This is a genomic window from Geodermatophilus sp. SYSU D01106 (assembly GCF_054049995.1).
In genome coordinates, this window is sequence record NZ_JBJGYM010000004.1 from 19286 (window position 1) to 36074 (window position 16789).

Consider the following 16789-nt stretch of genomic DNA (forward strand, 5'->3'; position numbering starts at 1 on the left):
CCGGGACCCGCCACGGCCCGGCCACCGTCCGGCCGGGACCGGGGACAGTGGAGCGGTGCTCGCCGGCCTCGCCCCCGCCCGCCGCCGCCTGCTGCTGGCGCTGCTCGCGCTCGTCGTCGTGGCGGTGGTCGCCGTCGCCGCGCTGCTGCTGACCGGCAGGGGCGACGACGCCGCGCCCGCCGCCCCGGTGTCCCAGGACGAGCCCGGCCCGGTGCTGCTGGTGCCCGGCTACGGCGGGTCCACCGGCTCGCTGTCGTCGCTGGCCGGACGGCTGACCGCCGAGGGCCGCGACGCCACCGTCGTCGCACTGCCGGACGGGGGCACCGGCGACCTGGCCGCCGCGGCCGACGCGCTCGACGCCGCCGCCGAGGACGCCCTGGCGCGGACCGGCGCCCGCAGCGTGGACGTCGTCGGCTACTCCGCCGGCGGGGTGGTGGCGCGGCTGTGGGCGGCCGACGGCGGCGCGGAGCGGGCGCGGCGGATCGTGACGCTCGGGTCGCCGCACCACGGCACGCGGCTGGCCGACCTGGCTCTCTCCGTCGCGCCGGAGCAGTGCCCGGAGGCGTGCCGCCAGCTGGCCACCGGCAGCGACCTGCTCGCCGGGCTGAACGAGGACGACGAGACGCCGGCGGGCCCCACCTGGGTGTCGATCTGGACGGCGCAGGACCAGACGGTGACGCCGCCGGAGTCCGCCCGCCTCGAGGGCGCGCTGGAGCTCGAGGTGCAGTCGGTGTGCGCGCAGGCGCAGGTGGGCCACGGGCAGCTCCCCCGCGACCCGCTCGTGCAGGCGATGGTGCTGGCCGAGCTCGCGGCCGGCGACCCGGTGCCCCTGGGCCCCGGGGACTGCGCCCGCCTGGGCGGCTGAGCCGGCGCGGCGGGGACCAGGTGACCTGATCGGAGCGCCTCCTCCCTCGTGTCCCACGCGAGGGAGGAGGCGCTGCGGTGAGGGAGGACGAGGCGGCGTTGACTCATGCAGGCAGATACCTGCATGATTCGGGCGTGGACGACGGACAGGACATAGACGCGGTCTTCCGGGCCCTCGCCGACCCCACCCGGCGGTCGTTCCTCGACCGGCTGCGCGAGCAGGACGGGCAGACCCTCGGCGAGCTGTGCGCACGGCTCGGCATGGCCCGGCAGTCGGCCACCCAGCACCTCGACGTCCTCGTCCGCGCCGGCCTGGTCACCGTCGTCCGCCGCGGCCGCGAGCGCCTGCACTTCCTCAACGCGGTGCCCCTGTACGACATCGCGGAGCGCTGGATCTCCGCCTTCGACCGGCCTCGCCTCGAGGCCCTCTCCGCCATCCGGTCCCGAGCAGAGGAGCTCGCCATGTCCGCAGCGGTCCCCACCTACGTCTACGTGACCTACGTCCGCGCCACCGCCGAGCAGGTCTGGCAGGCGCTCACCGACGCCGACCTCACCGCCCGCTACTGGGGGCACGCCAACGTGTCGGACTGGCAGCCGGGCAGCCGCTGGGAGCACCGCCGCACCGACGGCTCGGACGTCGCGGACGCGGGCGGCCGGGTGCTGGAGACCGATCCCCCGCACCGGCTGGTGATGACCTTCGGCGGGCCCGAGGAGGCGCCCGGCGACTCGCGCGTCACGTTCCTCGTCGAGCAGGGCGAGGGCATCGTCCGGCTCACCGTCACCCACGAGGACCTGCTCGACGAGCAGGGGCTGCGCGACGTCTCGCAGGGGTGGCCCGCGGTGCTCGCCAACCTCAAGTCGCTGCTGGAGACCGGCGAGGTGCTGCCCGCGGCGCCGTGGGAGATGCCGGCTCCTACGAGGTGACGTCCTTGGTCGTGAAGTTGGCCCACGCCGCGGCGAGCAGCACGCCGACGTAGACGCCCTGCAGCGCCAGCCCGCGCACCACGTCGCGCCACAGCACCGGGTCGCGGAACAGGTCGACGAAGGCCAGCCAGTACCGCGTGGGCAGGTACGGCGCGATCGGCGAGGCGGCGTCGAGGGTGAACAGCAGCGACGAGGTCACCAGCACCGCCAGCGCCCCGAGCGCCGCGGCCAGCGGCGAGTCGGTGAGCGTGGAGAAGAACAGCCCGAACGCGGCGACGCCGAGCATCGACACCGCCACGTAGCCGATCGCCATCAGCGTCCGCACCGCCAGCTCCTCCGGCGTCAGCGAGGTGCCCGACACCGACGTGCCGCCGGCGACCGGCCGCGCGTCGAACAGCAGCGTGCCCACCAGGTAGCCGACGGCGGCGACCACCACGACCGTGACGACGACGAACGCCAGCACCGCCACCAGCTTGGCCACCAGCAGCCGGGTGCGCCCGGCGGGGCGGACGAGCAGGTAGCGCAGCGTCCCGGCCTGCGCCTCCCCCGCGACGGCGTCCCCGCTGACCACCGCGACGGCGATCGGCAGGAACAGCGGCAGCACGATCGCCAGCGCGGCCAGCGGGTAGAGCTGGCCGTTGGTGAGCACGGCCGACAGGAACGGCGGGCCCTCCCCCGGCCGCGGCGCCAGGTCGGTGAGCCGCAGCAGCACCGCGACGAGCACCGGCAGGGCGTTGAGGACGGCGATGGTCACCCACGTCCGCGGCCGCCCGAAGGTCTTGCGCAGCTCGACGCCGATCACGCCCGCTCCACCCGGTCGGCGCTGGTGCCCGCGGCGGCGAGCACCACCTCCTCGAGCGTGGGCCGCTGCAGGGCCAGCCCGCGCACCGGCACACCCGCGCCCACGAGCAGCGCGTTGACCTCCGCCGGGTCGGCGCCCCGCACGACCACCCGCCCGCCGTCGGCGGACAGCACCCGGCCGTCGAGCACCGCGCGCACCCGCTCGGGCGCCGGGGTGTCGACGACGGTGGCGCCGGTCGGCGCGGTGAGGTGCGCCATCTCGTCCTGGAGCACCAGCCGGCCGCGGTCGAGCACGCCGACCCGGCTGCACAGCTGCTCCACCTCGGCGAGCAGGTGGCTGGACAGGAACACCGTCGTCCCGCCGCGGTGCAGGTCCAGCAGCAGCTCGCGGACCTCGGAGATGCCCTGCGGGTCCAGGCCGTTGGTGGGCTCGTCGAGGACCAGCAGCTCGGGACGGCGCAGCAGCGCGCCGGCGAGGCCGAGCCGCTGGCGCATGCCGAGCGAGTAGGCGCCGACCTTCCGGCGCCCCACCCCGCCGAGGCCGACCTGGTCGAGCACCTCGGCGACCCGCCGCCTCCGCGTGCGGCGGGACCCGCCCGGCCCGGCGGCGTCGAGCAGCGCCAGGGTGGCCGCGCCGGACAGGTGCCGGTGGTGCGCCGGGCCCTCGATGAGCGCACCGACCCGCGGCAGCACCCGCCGTCCGGCCCGCGGCATCCGCTCGCCGAGCAGCTCCACCTCCCCGCGGGTGGGCAGCACCAGGCCCAGCAGCATCCGCACCGTCGTCGTCTTGCCCGAGCCGTTGGCGCCCAGGAAGCCGTAGACGTCGCCGGCGCGCACGTCGAGGTCGATCCCGTCGACGGCGCGGACCCGGCCGTACTGCTTGACCAGCCCGCGGGTGACGACGACCGAGCTCACGACGGCGCCCCGGTGAGTGCGGCGGCGGCGTCGGCGAGCGCGTCGAGGTCGACGGTGCCGGTGAGCGGGAAGGTGCCCGCGCCCGGGGCGTCGACGAGCATCAGCCCGAGCGGGCCGGCGGCGATCCGGGTGCCGCGCTCGTCGCGGACGGCGTCGGGCGCGGCGGCCAGCGCGGAGCGCACGCCCGCGGCCAGCCGGCCCGGCACCGGCGCGACGGCGAGCAGGGTGACGCCCCGGCCGTAGAGGCCCACCGCCTCCGGCGCCCCCTCGAGCGTGCGCCGGGGCAGCCCGGCCAGCTCGGCGGGCAGCCGGCCCGGGGACAGCGCCCGGTCGGCGGCCTCCCGGAGCAGCCCGCCGGGGTCCGCGCCCTGCCGGACGCGGGCGTCCGGCGGCGGGTCGAAGGCGACGACGCCGGCCGGGGGCACCGCGAGGTCGAGGTCGAGGAAGCGGGTGTCCAGCGCCGGCGTCGTCGCGCCCTCGGCGAGGACCTCCACGGCCAGCGGGAGCCCGGTCGCGGCGTCGGCCCAGACGTCCACCCGGGCCACCGACGACGCCGCCGCGGCCGGGACCAGGCGCAGGCCGAGGGCGTCGCGGCCGGCCACCCGGCGCGCGCCGATCCGCGCCAGCTCGTCGTCGCCGGCCTCCGACAGCAGCCGCCGGCCCAGGCTCGCGGGCACCAGGTCCGGCGGCGCGGGCAGGGTGAGCGGCGCGGGGCCGGTGCGCTCGGCGGTGGCCGACTCGTACTCCCAGGTCCAGGTGCCCGCCGGGTCGGTGTGCACGCCGGTCTCCCCCGCCGCGCCCACGACGTCGACCCGGTGCTCGTCCTCGCCGCGCCACCAGACGCGCAGCTGCACGCGGTCGCTGAGCAGGTCGGCGACGGCGGGCAGCTGGTCGCTCACCGGCAGGCTCAGCCCGCCGGCCGAGACCGCGTAGCCGGAGAACCCGACGCCGCCGCTGGCCAGCACGGCGTCGCGGAGGTCGGCCGCCGCGACGTCGGCGTCGTCGGCCGGCAGCGCCGCCACGACCGCCGGCAGCGCGCACAGGACGGCGACGAGCGCGGCGACCACCGCCCACCGGCGGCCCCGGCCGTGCCCCGACATGCGCGCCACGCTACGAGCGGCCCGCAACCCGGCCGCCCGGACCGTCGCGCAGCGCGGACGTGAGCGCGGCGCACCGGCGGGTATGCGCCCGTCATGGCCCCTCCCCTGAGCGATGCCGTCGTCGTCGACGTCCTGCGCCGCCTCGACCGGCTCACCGCGCCGCTGGTCACCCGGCTGGGTCGCCCGCCGCAGCTGCCGGCCGCCGAGCGCGACGACTGGTGGGCCGACCGGGCCTCCCGGGTGGCCGCCGCCGCGAGCGGCCTGCCGCGGCTGGCCGGGCGGCTCGCCGACGTCCTGCCGCTGCAGAACACCGTGGGCACCGCCGTGCAGTCGCTGGTGGTCCTCGGCGTCGCCGGCGAGCACGGCGTCACCGACCCGGCCGAGCGGGTGTCGCTGCTCTCGCGGGTGCTGCTCGCGCGCGACCTGCCGGCCGACCGGGTGCGCCCGCTGCTCGAGCGGGTGCGCGGCGCCTACACCGAGACCGCGTTCGGCGCGCGGGAGGAGCGCGTGGGCCTGTCCGGGGCGGCGCGCACCGTCTGGCGGGCCGCCCGGCTGCTCGGCCGCATCGACGAGGCGCTCGACGCCCGCCCGAAGGGGCGCCTGGGCGCGCGGGCGCTGGCCAACCTGCCCGTCGTCGGCGTCCTCGGCGGGTACGCCGCGGAGCGCGAGGCCCTGCGCAAGGCGGCGCGGATGACCGCCGACCTGCTCGGCCCCGCGCGCCCCGTGACCGTCTAGCGGCTCAGGAGACGCCGGCCAGCGTCGAGGGCACCGAGGTCCCGGTGGCCGGGTCGGTGAGGTTGAGGAAGACCTCACGCGTCGCCGTCGACCGGTTCATGGTGATGAAGTGGATGCCGGGCACGCCCTCGTCCAGCAGCCGCCGGCACATCGCCGTCGCCACCTCGACGCCGTAGGCGCGCACCGCCGCCTTGTGCCGCGGCGAGTCGCCGTCGAGCTCGGCGAAGCGGGCGGCCAACTCCTCGGGGAACGCCTGCCCCGACAGCTGGACGATCCGGGTGATCTGCCGGGCGTTGGTCACCGGCATGACGCCCGCGATCACCGGGACGTCGCAGCCCTCGGCGGCCACCCGGTCGCGCAGCCGCAGGTAGTCCTCGACGCGGAAGAACATCTGCGTGATGGCGAAGTCGGCGCCCGCCCGGCACTTGCGGACGAACATCTCGACGTCGGTGTCCAGGTCCGGCGAGCGCGGGTGCCGCTCGGGGAAGGCCGCGACGCCGACGGAGAAGTCGCCCATGGAGCGGATGAGCTCGACCAGCTCGGCGGCGTACTCCAGGCCCTCGGGGTGCCGGACCCACTCGGCCTGCGGGTCGGCGCCCGGCGGGTCGCCGCGCAGCGCCAGCACGTTGCGCACGCCCGCGGCGGCCAGCCGGCTGACCACGTGCCGCAGCTCGGCGACGGAGTGGTCGACGGCGGTCAGGTGCGCCAGCGGCGTCATCGTCGTCTCGGCGGCGATCCGCTCGGTGACCGCGACGGTGCCCTCGCGGGTGGAGCCGCCCGCGCCGTAGGTGACCGAGACGAACGACGGCTGCAGCCGCTCCAGCTGCCGCAGGGCGGTCCACAGCTGGGCCTCGCCCTCGGGCGTCTTCGCGGGGAAGAACTCGAACGACCAGGTCGGCCGCGAGGAGGCCAGCAGCTCTCGGACGCTTGCGCTCACGGGATCCGAGGGTACGTGCGGGACGGTCCGCGGCCGTGCATCCGCCCGCCCGGTCCGGGCAGAAGGACCCCCGACGGCGACGGCGCGACGGCGAGGAGAGCCCCGTGAGCAAGGCCCATCGGCCCCTGGACGGGACGCGCACGACTACATGGGGCGATACTGGCCGGGTGATCACCGGCGCGGCTGAGCAGCACGGATCCGTCGTCCGGGCGCTGCCGACGCCCCTGACCGCCGCCGACCTGACCCGCATCCGCGGCGCCGTGTCGGCCGCGCTGACCGGTTTCCTGGAGGAGCAGCGGGCCACGCTGTCGGCGATGGACCCCTCGCTGACGCCCCTCGTCGACGAGGTCTGCGCGCTGGCCGACGGCGGCAAGCGGCTGCGCCCGCTGTTCGCCTACTGGGGCTGGCGCGGGGTCACCGAGGACGTGAGCGGCCCCGCCGAGGACGACGCCGCGGTGCTGCGCGCCGTCGCCGCCCTGGAGTTCGTGCACGCGAGCGCCCTCGTCCACGACGACGTCATGGACGGCGCGCTGACCCGCCGCGGCCGCCCGGCCACCCACGTCGGCTTCGCCTCCCGGCACGGCGACGACGGCCTGTCCGGCGACGGCACGGCCTTCGGCGTCGGCGCGGCGATCCTCGTCGGCGACCTCGCCCTCGTGTGGTCCGACGAGCTTCTGCGCCGCTCCGGCATCTCGGCGCCGGCCCTCGCCCGCGCCCGCTCGGTGTGGGACACGATGCGCACCGAGGTGACCGCCGGGCAGTACCTCGACCTGCTGCGCGCCGCCGGCGGCCTCCCCGGCGCCCAGGGCGCGCTGACCGTCGCCCGGTACAAGAGCGCCGGCTACACGGTGCAGCGCCCGCTGCAGCTCGGTGCCGCAATCGCGGGCGCCGGCCCGCGCGCCGCCGACGTCTACACGTCCATCGGCCTGCCGCTCGGCGAGGCGTTCCAGCTGCGCGACGACGTCCTCGGCGTGTTCGGCGACCCGGCGGTCACCGGCAAGTCCGCCGACGACGACCTGCGCGAGGGCAAGCAGACGCTGCTGGTGGCTCTCGCCGAGGAGGCGGCCGACGACGCGGGCCGACGGCTGCTGCGCGAGTCCCTCGGCGACCCCGACGCCGGCGAGGAGCAGTTCGCCGCCCTGCGCGCGCTCATCGAGGGCACCGGCGCCCGGGCCCGGGTCGAGGAGCGGATCGCCGAGCGCACCGCCACCGCCCGCGCCGCGATCGCCGACGCGCCGATCGCCGCGGAGGCCCGCGCCGCCCTCGACGCGCTCGCCGTCGCCGCCACCACCCGGACCGCCTGAGCGTGCGCACCGTCCCCGGGGCCACCGACCGGGTGGTCGTCGTCGGCGCGGGCCTCGCGGGCCTGGCCACCGCCCTGCGGCTGCGCGGCGCGGGCCGCGAGGTGACCGTCGTCGAGCGCGGCGACGGCCCGGGCGGCCGCGCCGGCGTGGTGCGGCGCGACGGCTACGTCCTCGACACCGGCCCGTCGGTGTTCACCGCGCCGGAGCTGGTCGCCGACACCCTCGCCGCGGTCGGCGAGAAGCTGGAGGACCGCCTGGAGCTGGTCCCGCTGGAGACCACCTACCGGGCGCAGTTCGCCGACGGCTCGCACCTCGACGTGCACGCCGACGTCGACCGGTTCGCCGCCGAGGTCGAGGCGCTGGCCGGACCGGCCGAGGCCGCCGCCCTGCGCCGCTACCTCGCCGACCTCGCCGAGCTGTACCGGCTGCAGCTGTCCACCTTCATCGACCGCAACCTCGACACCCCGCTGGACCTGCTCGGCCCCGAGCTGTGGGCGCTGGTCCGGCGCGGCGGCTTCGGCCGGCTGTCCAGCCACGTCGCGCGCTTCTTCGACGACGACCGGCTGCGGCGGCTGTTCAGCTTCCAGGCGCTCTACGCCGGCGTGTCGCCGTTCCGCGCGATCGCCGCCTACGCCGTCATCGCCCAGCTCGACATCGGCGCCGGCGTCTGGCACCCGGTCGGCGGGATCGGCGCGGTACCGCGGGCGATGGCCGCCGCCGCGGCCGACGCCGGCGTGGTGTTCCGGTACGGCGCGACCGTCGAGCGGCTCGACCTGCGCGGCCGGCGGGTCACCGGCGTCTGCCTCGAGGGCGGCGAGCGGCTGCCCGCCGACGCCGTCGTCGTCACCACCGACGTCCCGGAGCGGCTGGTGCCCGGCTTCTCCCGCCTGCGGCGGCCCACCTACTCGCCGTCCTGCGTGACCCTGCACCTCGGCGTGCGCGACGAGCTGCCCGGGCAGGCGCACCACACGATCAGCTTCGGCGCGGCCTGGCAGCAGGTGTTCGACGAGCTCACCCGCGACGGGCGGCCGATGAGCGACCCGAGCCTGCTGGTGAGCATGCCCTCGCGCACCGACCGGTCGCTGGCCCCCGACGGCGGGCAGGTGCTGAGCGTGGTGGCGCCCGCGCCGAACCTCGACCCGCGCTCCGGCGGCAACCCCGGCATCGACTGGGACGCCCTCGCCCCCCGCTACCGCGAGGAGGTGCTGGCCACGCTGGAGGCCCGCGGCTGGACCGGGATCACCGACGCGATCGAGGTGGAGCACGTGGACACCCCGCTGACCTGGGCGCGGCAGGGCATGGCGGCGGGGACGCCGTTCGCCCTGGCGCACACCTTCGGCCAGACCGGCCCCTTCCGGACGCCGACGCTGCCCCGCCGCGGCCCGGAGAACGTGGTGCTGGCCGGCTCCTCGGTGCAGCCCGGCGTCGGGGTGCCGATGGTCGTCATCTCCGGCCGGCTCGCCGCCGAGCGCATCACCGGGCCGGTCCGATGACGGCGACCGAGCGGCCGCTGACCACGGCCGAGCGGCAGGAGCGCCTCGACGCCGCCTACCGGTACTGCGCGGCGGTCAACGCCGAGCACGGCAAGAGCTACCACCTGGCCACCCGGCTGCTCACCGCCGACCGCCGGCCGGCCGTCCACGCGCTCTACGCCGCCGCGCGCACCGCCGACGACCTCGTCGACCACCCGGGCGCCGACCCCGAGCGCGACCTCGCCGACTGGTCGCGGGCGCTGCTCGACGAGCTCGAGGCCGGCTGGTCCGACGACCCGGTGCGCCTGGCCACGGTGCACACCTACCGGCGGTACCGGATCCCGGTCGAACACCTCGTCGACTTCCTCGCCGCGATGACCAGCGACCTCACCGTCACCGGCTACGCCGACATCGCCGCGCTCGACCGGTACATGTGGGGCTCGGCGTCGGTGATCGGGCTGCAGGTGCTGCCGGTGCTCGGCACCGCGCCCGGCGTCACCCGCGAGGAGGCCGCGCCGCACGCCATCGCGCTCGGCGAGGCGTTCCAGCTCACCAACTTCCTGCGCGACGTGGCCGAGGACGCCGACCGGGGCCGGGTCTACCTGCCGGCCGACGTCATGGCCGCCCACGGCGTGACCCGCGAGCAGATCGAGGCCAAGCGGTACGACGCCCGGTTCCGCGCGCTGATGCAGGAGATGGTGGCGATAGTCCGCCGCCGCTACGACGACGCCGCGCCCGGGACGCCGATGCTCGCGCCGGAGTCCCGCGACTGCGTGCGCGCGGCGACGGCGCTCTACGGCGGCATCCTCACCGAGATCGAGCGCGCCGACCACCGGGTGCTCGACCGCCGGGTGACGGTGTCCAAGCCGCGCCGGCTCGGCATCTTCGCCCGCCGCCTCGCGAGCGCCCAGGCCGTCCGCCTCCGGTCCCGCACCCGTAGGGCATAGGAAGCGATGCGCACGTGTCAGCTCCTGATACGTGCGCATCGCTTCCTACACCTCGTCAGAACGCGAGGGCCTGCGCCCGCCGCGTCACCTCGGTGTGCCGGTCGCCGCGCAGCGCCGCCACCGGGGTGCCCGGCAGCGACTCGTCCTCGCGGAACAGCCACTCGAACACCTCGGTGTCGGAGAAGCCGCCGTCGCGGAGGACGGTGATCAGCCCCGGCAGGTGGCGCAGCACGGCGCCGTCCTGGAGGAAGTCGGCCGGGATGCGGCTGTTCCCGCTGCCCGGGACGGCCATGAGCTTGCCCTCGCGGACCAGCTGCCGGACCTTGTTCGGCGAGACCCCGAGCGCGGCGGCGACCTCGGCCGGCGTGAGGGTCTGCATCTCGTCGGACTGCACGGTCCGAGCCTAGGACGCCGGTACCGCCGGCCGGGCGGCTGCCAGACTGCTCCCCCGGACGACCACCGAGGACACCTGGGGAGCATGGCGACCGAGTCGGAGGGCCGCGTCCTCCTGCAGGGCACCGGACGGGCGCTGGGCGGCGCCCTGCTGTTCGCGTCCCCGATCTTCATGACGATGGAGGTCTGGCAGCTGGGCCTGGTCGTCCCCCGGTACCGGCTGGCCCTGCTCACGCTGGCGACCGTCGTGCTGGTCCTGCTGCTCACCCGCTTCTTCGGCGCGACGACGGCCCGGGAGGGCTGGCGCGGCATCGTCACCGACGCCGGGATCGCCGTCGTCATGGCGGCCGTCGCGGCGACCCTCGTCCTCACCGCCCTCGCCGTGCTGTCCCCGCTGCCCGAGTGGCGCGACGCGCTCTCGGTGCTGGCGATCGAGCTGCTCCCGGCCGCGGTCGGCGCGTCCTACGCCCGGGGCCAGCTCGGGCGCACCGCGCGCCCGTCGCGGGTCACCGGCTACGCCGACGAGCTGCTGCTCATGGTCGCGGGCGCGGTCGTCTTCTCGGCCAACATCGCGCCCACCGAGGAGGTGGTCCTGCTGGCCGCGCGCACCGGCCCGTGGCACGCGCTGGCCCTGGTCGGGCTGAGCCTCGCGCTCATGCACGGCTTCGTGTACTCGGTGGGCTTCAAGGGGCAGGAGGCGCCCACCGGCGGCGTGCTGCGGACCTTCGTCGTCTTCACCGTCGTCGGGTACGTGCTCACGGTGGCCGTGTCGGCGTACCTGCTCTGGACCTTCGGCCGGCTCGACGGCACGGGCGCGGGCGCGGCCCTCACCCAGTGCGTCGTCCTGGCCCTGCCGGGCAGCCTGGGCGCCGCCGCCGCCCGGCTGGTGCTGTGAGGGGAGACGGACCGGTGGAGGGGACGGACACGGTGGACGACGGACCGGAGCGGGCGTCCGGGCACAGCGCGGCAGACCGGCCGACGCGCGGCGAGTACGCCGTCGGCGCGCTGGGGTTGCTCCTCGTCCTGGCGCTGCTGGCCTTCCTCGGGTACCAGGCGCTCGGGGTCCGGCAGACGGGACCGCGGCTCACCGCCACCGTCACCGGCATCGAGCAGGTGGAGGGCGGGTGGCAGGCCCGTTTCTCGGTGCGCAACGGCGGAGGCGCCGCCGTCGGGCAGGTGGAGGTGACCGGGACGCTGGAGTCGGGCGGGACGAGCGAGGAGGCGACGGCGACCCTGGACTACGTGCCCGCGCAGAGCTCCCGCGAGGGGGCGCTGCTGTTCACCGCCGACCCCCGCTCGGGCCGCCTCGAGGTGCGTCCCGTCGGGTACGCCCTCCCCTGACCTGCGGGATCCGCCGGACCGGCTCCCCGGCTACCATCGGCGGCGGGCCGTGACTGGCGCATCGAGGTGGGACACCACCGGGGAGCGGCCTGCACCTCCCCGCCGGGCGCCTGGGCACCGCTGACGACGACACCCGCCAGGAGCCCCCATGAGCGACGTGACCCCCTCCTTCGACGCCGCCGCCGCGTCCACGGCCTACCGCAGCGCGCTGTCGGTCATCGCCGAGGTCGAGCCGCGCGTGGCCGACGCGATCGGCGCCGAGCTCGCCGACCAGCGCGGCTCGCTCAAGCTCATCGCGAGCGAGAACTACGCCTCCCCCGCCGTGCTGCTGACCATGGGCAACTGGTTCAGCGACAAGTACGCCGAGGGCACCGTCGGGCACCGCTTCTACGCCGGCTGCCAGAACGTCGACACCGTGGAGGCGCTGGCCGCCGAGCACGCCCGCGAGCTGTTCGGCGCCCCGCACGCCTACGTCCAGCCGCACTCCGGCATCGACGCCAACCTCGTCGCCTTCTGGGCCGTGCTCGCCCAGCGCATCGAGTCCCCCGCGCTCGAGCGGGCCGGCGTCCGGCACGTCAACGACCTCACCGACGAGGACTGGGCCACGCTCCGGCACGCCCTCGGCGACCAGCGGATGCTCGGCATGAGCCTCGACGCCGGCGGCCACCTCACCCACGGCTTCCGCCCGAACATCAGCGGCAAGATGTTCGCCCAGTCCTCCTACGGCACCGACCCGGAGACCGGGCTGCTGGACTACGACGCCGTCCGCGCCCGCGCCCGCGAGTTCCGCCCGCTGATCCTGATGGCCGGCTACTCCGCCTACCCGCGCAAGGTCGACTTCGCGAGGATGCGCGAGATCGCCGACGAGGTCGGCGCCACGCTGATCGTCGACATGAGCCACTTCGCCGGCCTCGTCGCCGGGAAGGTGTTCACCGGCGACTTCGACCCGGTGCCCCACGCGCACGTCGTCACCAGCACCAGCCACAAGTCGCTGCGCGGCCCGCGCGGCGGGTTCGTGCTCGCCCAGCCCGAGTACGCCGACGCCGTCGACCGCGGCTGCCCGATGGTGCTCGGCGGGCCGCTGCCGCACGTCATGGCCGCCAAGGCCGTCGCGTTCGCCGAGGCGCGCCGCCCGCAGTTCGCCACCTACGCGCAGACCGTCGTCGACAACGCCGTCGCCCTCGCCGAGGGCCTCTCCCGCCGCGGCGCGACGCTCGTCACCGGCGGCACCGAGAACCACATCGTGCTGCTCGACGTCTCCGGTTTCGGCCTGACCGGCCGCCAGGCGGAGTCCGCGCTGCTCGACGCCGGCATCGTCACCAACCGCAACTCCGTGCCGGCCGACCCGAACGGCGCCTGGTACACCTCCGGCGTCCGGCTGGGCACCCCGGCGCTGACCACCCGCGGGTTCGGCGCCGCCGAGTTCGACCGCACCGCCGAGCTCATCGTCGACGTGCTCCGCAACACGACGCCGACCACCACGCGGGACGGGTCGCCGTCCAAGGCGAAGTACGCCGTCGACGGCGGCCTGGCCGACAAGACCCGCGCCGCGGCCGCCGAGCTCGTCGCCGCCCACCCGCTCTACCCCGGCCTGGAGCTGTAGCCGGTCCGGCGCACCCTCCCGTGACCGGTGTGACGGGAGGGTGCGCCGGTCCGCCGCCTGCGCGTGTGTCCGCCGTTCCCGCGCCGGGCGCTCCTAGACTCGACGCGTGGACACCGCCGTGACCGACCCCGTGGTCGGCCTCGTCCTCGAGGGGCGCTACCGCCTCGAGGAGCGGGTGGCGCGCGGCGGCATGTCCACGGTCTACGCCGCCACCGACCTGCGGCTGCACCGCACGGTCGCGGTCAAGGTGATGGCCGAGCACCTCGCCCACGACGCGACGTTCGTCGACCGGTTCATCCGCGAGGCGCGGGCGGCGGCGATGCTCAGCCACCCGAACGTCGTCGGCGTCAGCGACCAGGGCAGCGACCAGGGCCTGGTGTTCCTGGTCATGGAGCTCGTCCGCGGGCGCACGCTGCGCGACCTGCTGCAGGCCCGCGGCCGGCTCACCGTCGGCGAGGCGTTCGCCGTCCTCGAGCCGGTGCTCGCCGGCCTCACCGCCGCGCACCGCGCCGGGATCGTGCACCGCGACGTCAAGCCGGAGAACGTGCTCATCGGCCTCGACGGCACGGTGAAGGTCGCCGACTTCGGGCTGGCCCGCGCGCTCACCGGCACCGGGCAGACCAGCCACACCGGCGGCGTGCTGATCGGCACCGTCGCCTACCTCTCCCCCGAGCAGCTCGAGCGCGGCCGCGCCGACGCCCGCAGCGACGTGTACGCCGCCGGCCTCGTGCTGTTCGAGATGCTCACCGGCCACCCGCCCTACGGCGGCGACACCCCGCTCGCGGTGGCCTACCAGCACGTGCACCACGACGTGCCGGAGCCCTCCTCCGAGGTGCCCGGCGTCCCGTGGCAGGTCGACGAGCTGGTCAAGCGCACCACCCGCCGCGACCCGGCCGTCCGGCCGCTGGACGCGGGCGCGTTCCTCGCCGACCTCGAGGACGTGCGCACCGACCTGGGCCTGGCCCGCGTGCCGGTGCCCACCGGGCGCAGCTCGGCCGGCCCCGGCACCATCCGCCCGACCAACCGGCCCTCGCGCCGGCACCCGTCCGAGCCCGGCCGCGACGGCCGGGAGCCCGGACGCGACTCGGAGCCCGGCACCGAGGTGCTCGGCGCCGGGCGCTCCTCGCGCGGCGGCCGCACCTCGATGCTGCCGGGCATGGGCGCGGGCCCCACCACCGACGTCGGCGGCCGCCGCCCGGCCCCCGCGACCCGGCCGGGGCTCTCGCCGCACGTGCGCAAGCGACGGATGCGCCTCGCCGTCGCCGTCGTGCTGCTGCTGGCGGTCACCATCGGCGCCGTCGGCTGGTGGATGGGCTCGGGGCGCTGGACGCAGGTGCCGACCGTCGTCGGCAGCGACCGCGCGGCCGCCGTCGACCTGCTGCAGGGCGCGGACCTCGACCCGGTGTTCGCCGAGGACGAGTTCAGCGAGACCGTGCCCGAGGGCGTGGTCATCTCCGCCGACCCCGAGGGCGGCGAGGCGATCCGCAACAGCGACGTCGAGCTGGTCGTGTCCAAGGGCCCGGAGCGCTTCGTGGTGCCCACCGACCTCGTCGGGGTGCCGATCGAGACGGTGCGCGACCAGCTGGGCGAGACGCCGATCGCCCTCACCGAGCAGCCGGACTACAGCGACGACGTCCCGGCCGGCTCGGTCACCCGCTTCGAGCCCGAGGCCGGCACGCAGCTCACCCGCAACCAGCCGGTCACCGTCTTCGTCAGTCAGGGCCGGGCGCCGGTCGACGTCCCCAACGTCATCGGGCAGAGCGCCGACGCCGCCCAGGAGAACCTCGAGTCGCTCGGCTTCACCGTCACGCGCACCGAGGGCCGCAGCGCCGACGTCTCCACCGGCGCGGTCATGGCCGTCGACCCGGGCCCGGGCACCGAGGCGCCCTACGGCAGCACGATCACCATCCAGGTGTCGCTGGGCGTGCCGCAGGTGACCGTGCCCGACGTGGGCGGGGAGCGCGCCGCCGACGCCGTCGCCGCCCTGGAGGCCGCGGGCCTGCGGGTGACGACGTCGACGTTCATCACCGGCGACCGCGTCTACCGGCAGAGCCCCGCCCCGGGCACCGTCGTCGACCAGGGCAGCGAGGTCAGCCTGCTGCTCAGCTTCGGGTGACCCCGCCCCCGATCGGGGCGCACATCCAGGTCGCCGGCGGCCTGGCCACCGGAGGACTGCGCTACACCGACGACGTCGGCGCCCGGGCCGTGCAGGTGTTCGTGGGCAACCCGCGCGGCTGGAAGCGCAGCGCCGGCGACCCCGCGCAGGACGCCGCCTTCGTCGAGGGCCTCGCCGAGCGCGGCATCCCGTCGTTCGTGCACACGCCGTTCCTGGTCAACGTCGGCTCCCCCACCGCGGCCACCGTCGACCGCTCCGTCGAGACCATCGCCGCCGACCTCGCCCGCGGCGTGCAGCTCGGCGTCCGCGGCGTCGTGGTGCACGCGGGCTCCGCCGTCGACCAGGACCGCTACGAGGCCGCGCTGCGCCAGCTGCGCGAGCGGCTGCTGCCGGTGCTCGACGCGCTGCCCGACGACGGCCCGCGGCTGCTGGTCGAGCCCACGGCCGGCGGTGGGCGCTCGCTCGCGGCCACCGTCGAGGACCTCGGCCCCTACCTCGCGGCGCTCGACATGCACCCGAAGGTCGGCGTCTGCCTTGACACCTGCCACGCGTGGGCGGCCGGGCACGACCTGGCCACCCCGGGCGGGGCGACGGCGACGCTCGACGCGCTGGAGGCCGCCGTCGGCCCCGGCCGGCTCGGGCTGGTGCACGCCAACGACTCCCTCGACGAGCGCGGCCCGAAGCGCGACCGGCACACCACGATCGGGGAGGGCTCGATCGGCGCCGCGGCGTTCGGCGAGCTGCTGGCCCACCCGTCGATGTCCGGCGTCCCGGTGGTGGTGGAGACGCCCAGCGCCGACCGCGGCCACGCCCGCGACATCGCCCTGCTCTGCGCCCTCCGCGACGGCCGCCCGCTGGAGACCTCCGCCGCCTGAGCGCCGCGCCGGGCCGGGTGCGCCCCCGTCGTCGGCGACCGATCGGGCAGGGCGAGGAGTCCGCCCCGGGCTGCCGGGCGGGGCTACGCTCCCGGCCGTCCGGCAGGACTCCACTCGCGCGAGGGGGAGCCACCATGGCGCTCTACCTGTCGAGGTTCAGCTACACGCCGGAGACCTGGGCGAGGCTGGCCGGGAACCCCGAGGACCGGAGGACGGCGGCCGCGGCCTACATCGAGTCGGTCGGCGGCTCGCTGCACGGCTTCTGGTACGCGTTCGGGACGCACGACGGCTACACGCTCTGGGAGGCGCCCGACCACGTGTCGATGGCCACCGTCGCGATCGCCCTCAGCAGCGGCGGCGCGATCCGGTCGCTCGAGACGACCGTCCTGCTGACCGTCGAGGAGACCCTCGACGCGCTGCAGCGGGTCGGTCAGGTGCGGTACCGCCCGCCCGGTTCGTAGG

General features: G+C 76.4%; 17 protein-coding genes and 1 riboswitch. Of the genes, 12 read left to right on the forward strand and 5 right to left on the reverse strand.

The genetic code is table 11. The annotated features are described in order from the left end of the window. Positions 1-55 precede the first annotated feature (55 nt). Together ACI78R_RS05510 and ACI78R_RS05515 are read left to right on the forward strand one after the other, a co-directional pair. Positions 56-865 (forward strand): lipase family alpha/beta hydrolase, encoded by an 810-nt coding sequence (locus ACI78R_RS05510; RefSeq protein ID WP_457039914.1) that lies wholly within the window; start codon positions 56-58, stop codon positions 863-865. A gap of 134 nt (positions 866-999) precedes the next feature. Beyond that, complete coding sequence (locus ACI78R_RS05515) at positions 1000-1788, forward strand: ArsR/SmtB family transcription factor (protein WP_457039915.1); 789 nt, start codon at positions 1000-1002, stop codon at positions 1786-1788. Here the strand turns inward: ACI78R_RS05515 and ACI78R_RS05520 are convergent. From ACI78R_RS05520 to ACI78R_RS05530, 3 genes are read right to left on the reverse strand one after another with little or no spacing between them, the layout of a single operon-like run. Further along, entirely contained in the window at positions 1778-2590 is an 813-nt protein-coding gene (locus tag ACI78R_RS05520; protein WP_457039916.1) for an ABC transporter permease, read from the reverse strand. The two genes, ACI78R_RS05515 and ACI78R_RS05520, sit on opposite strands and share 11 nt — an antisense overlap. Next, entirely contained in the window at positions 2587-3504 is a 918-nt protein-coding gene (locus ACI78R_RS05525; protein ID WP_457039917.1) for an ATP-binding cassette domain-containing protein, read from the reverse strand. Before ACI78R_RS05525 ends, ACI78R_RS05520 begins: the two co-directional genes overlap by 4 nt. Continuing rightward, positions 3501-4604, reverse strand: coding sequence for a transcriptional regulator (locus tag ACI78R_RS05530; RefSeq protein WP_457039918.1), 1104 nt, complete (start codon positions 4602-4604; stop codon positions 3501-3503). Before ACI78R_RS05530 ends, ACI78R_RS05525 begins: the two co-directional genes overlap by 4 nt. Positions 4605-4697: 93 nt before the next feature. Between ACI78R_RS05530 and ACI78R_RS05535 the strand changes: the two genes are divergently transcribed. Next, entirely contained in the window at positions 4698-5339 is a 642-nt protein-coding gene (locus ACI78R_RS05535) for a hypothetical protein (protein WP_073422388.1), read from the forward strand. A gap of 4 nt (positions 5340-5343) precedes the next feature. Here the strand turns inward: ACI78R_RS05535 and metF are convergent, their stop codons facing one another. Further along, entirely contained in the window at positions 5344-6276 is a 933-nt protein-coding gene (metF, locus tag ACI78R_RS05540) for a methylenetetrahydrofolate reductase [NAD(P)H] (RefSeq protein WP_457039919.1), read from the reverse strand. A gap of 104 nt (positions 6277-6380) precedes the next feature. On the opposite strand from metF, the gene ACI78R_RS05545 reads away from it, so the two are divergent. The 3 genes from ACI78R_RS05545 to ACI78R_RS05555 are packed head-to-tail and all read left to right on the forward strand — an operon-like array spanning position 6381 to position 9999. Continuing rightward, the gene (locus ACI78R_RS05545; RefSeq protein ID WP_457039920.1) at positions 6381-7580 is read left to right on the forward strand and encodes a polyprenyl synthetase family protein; all 1200 of its coding nucleotides are present in this window, start codon (positions 6381-6383) and stop codon (positions 7578-7580) included. 2 nt (positions 7581-7582) lie between these two features. Next, a complete protein-coding gene (crtI, locus tag ACI78R_RS05550; protein ID WP_457039921.1) occupies positions 7583-9073 on the forward strand; it encodes a phytoene desaturase family protein in 1491 nt (496 codons plus the stop codon). Next, complete coding sequence (locus tag ACI78R_RS05555; protein WP_457039922.1) at positions 9070-9999, forward strand: phytoene/squalene synthase family protein; 930 nt, start codon at positions 9070-9072, stop codon at positions 9997-9999. The genes crtI and ACI78R_RS05555 overlap by 4 nt, the downstream gene beginning before the upstream one ends. A 55-nt stretch (positions 10000-10054) precedes the next feature. On the opposite strand, the gene ACI78R_RS05560 is transcribed toward ACI78R_RS05555, so the two are convergent. Then, the gene (locus ACI78R_RS05560) at positions 10055-10393 is read right to left on the reverse strand and encodes an Rv2175c family DNA-binding protein (protein ID WP_245794824.1); all 339 of its coding nucleotides are present in this window, start codon (positions 10391-10393) and stop codon (positions 10055-10057) included. Between the two features lie 84 nt (positions 10394-10477). Here ACI78R_RS05560 and ACI78R_RS05565 point away from each other — a divergent pair, with 84 nt between their 5' ends. From ACI78R_RS05565 to ACI78R_RS05590, 6 genes are all read left to right on the forward strand, one after another. After that, the gene (locus tag ACI78R_RS05565) at positions 10478-11287 is read left to right on the forward strand and encodes a TIGR02587 family membrane protein (RefSeq protein WP_457039923.1); all 810 of its coding nucleotides are present in this window, start codon (positions 10478-10480) and stop codon (positions 11285-11287) included. A 32-nt stretch (positions 11288-11319) separates the two neighbouring features. Next, positions 11320-11733, forward strand: a complete 414-nt coding sequence (locus ACI78R_RS05570; RefSeq protein WP_457039924.1) for a hypothetical protein — start codon at positions 11320-11322, stop codon at positions 11731-11733. 39 nt (positions 11734-11772) lie between these two features. Further along, a riboswitch (ZMP/ZTP riboswitch) is annotated at positions 11773-11856 on the forward strand. Positions 11857-11881: 25 nt separating this feature from the next. After that, entirely contained in the window at positions 11882-13336 is a 1455-nt protein-coding gene (locus ACI78R_RS05575; RefSeq protein ID WP_175562951.1) for a glycine hydroxymethyltransferase, read from the forward strand. Between the two features lie 106 nt (positions 13337-13442). Then, a complete protein-coding gene (gene pknB / locus ACI78R_RS05580) occupies positions 13443-15452 on the forward strand; it encodes a Stk1 family PASTA domain-containing Ser/Thr kinase (RefSeq protein ID WP_073422382.1) in 2010 nt (669 codons plus the stop codon). Continuing rightward, positions 15449-16327, forward strand: coding sequence for a deoxyribonuclease IV (locus ACI78R_RS05585; protein ID WP_457039925.1), 879 nt, complete (start codon positions 15449-15451; stop codon positions 16325-16327). The genes pknB and ACI78R_RS05585 overlap by 4 nt, the downstream gene beginning before the upstream one ends. Positions 16328-16461: 134 nt before the next feature. Further along, positions 16462-16788 carry a GYD domain-containing protein gene (locus ACI78R_RS05590; RefSeq protein ID WP_457039926.1) on the forward strand — a complete coding sequence of 109 codons (327 nt, stop codon included), beginning with the start codon at positions 16462-16464 and terminating at the stop codon, positions 16786-16788. Position 16789 lies beyond the last annotated feature (1 nt).

Bases quoted from the DNA above. Each gene is read 5' to 3' on its own strand.
- ACI78R_RS05530 (WP_457039918.1), bottom strand. From the start codon at position 4,604: ATGTCGGGGCACGGCCGGGGCCGCCGGTGGGCGGTGGTCGCCGCGCTC.
- ACI78R_RS05535 (WP_073422388.1), top strand. From the start codon at position 4,698: ATGGCCCCTCCCCTGAGCGATGCCGTCGTCGTCGACGTCCTGCGCCGC.
- ACI78R_RS05555 (WP_457039922.1), top strand. From the start codon at position 9,070: ATGACGGCGACCGAGCGGCCGCTGACCACGGCCGAGCGGCAGGAGCGC.
- ACI78R_RS05565 (WP_457039923.1), top strand. From the start codon at position 10,478: ATGGCGACCGAGTCGGAGGGCCGCGTCCTCCTGCAGGGCACCGGACGG.
- ACI78R_RS05575 (WP_175562951.1), top strand. From the start codon at position 11,882: ATGAGCGACGTGACCCCCTCCTTCGACGCCGCCGCCGCGTCCACGGCC.
- ACI78R_RS05590 (WP_457039926.1), top strand. From the start codon at position 16,462: ATGGCGCTCTACCTGTCGAGGTTCAGCTACACGCCGGAGACCTGGGCG.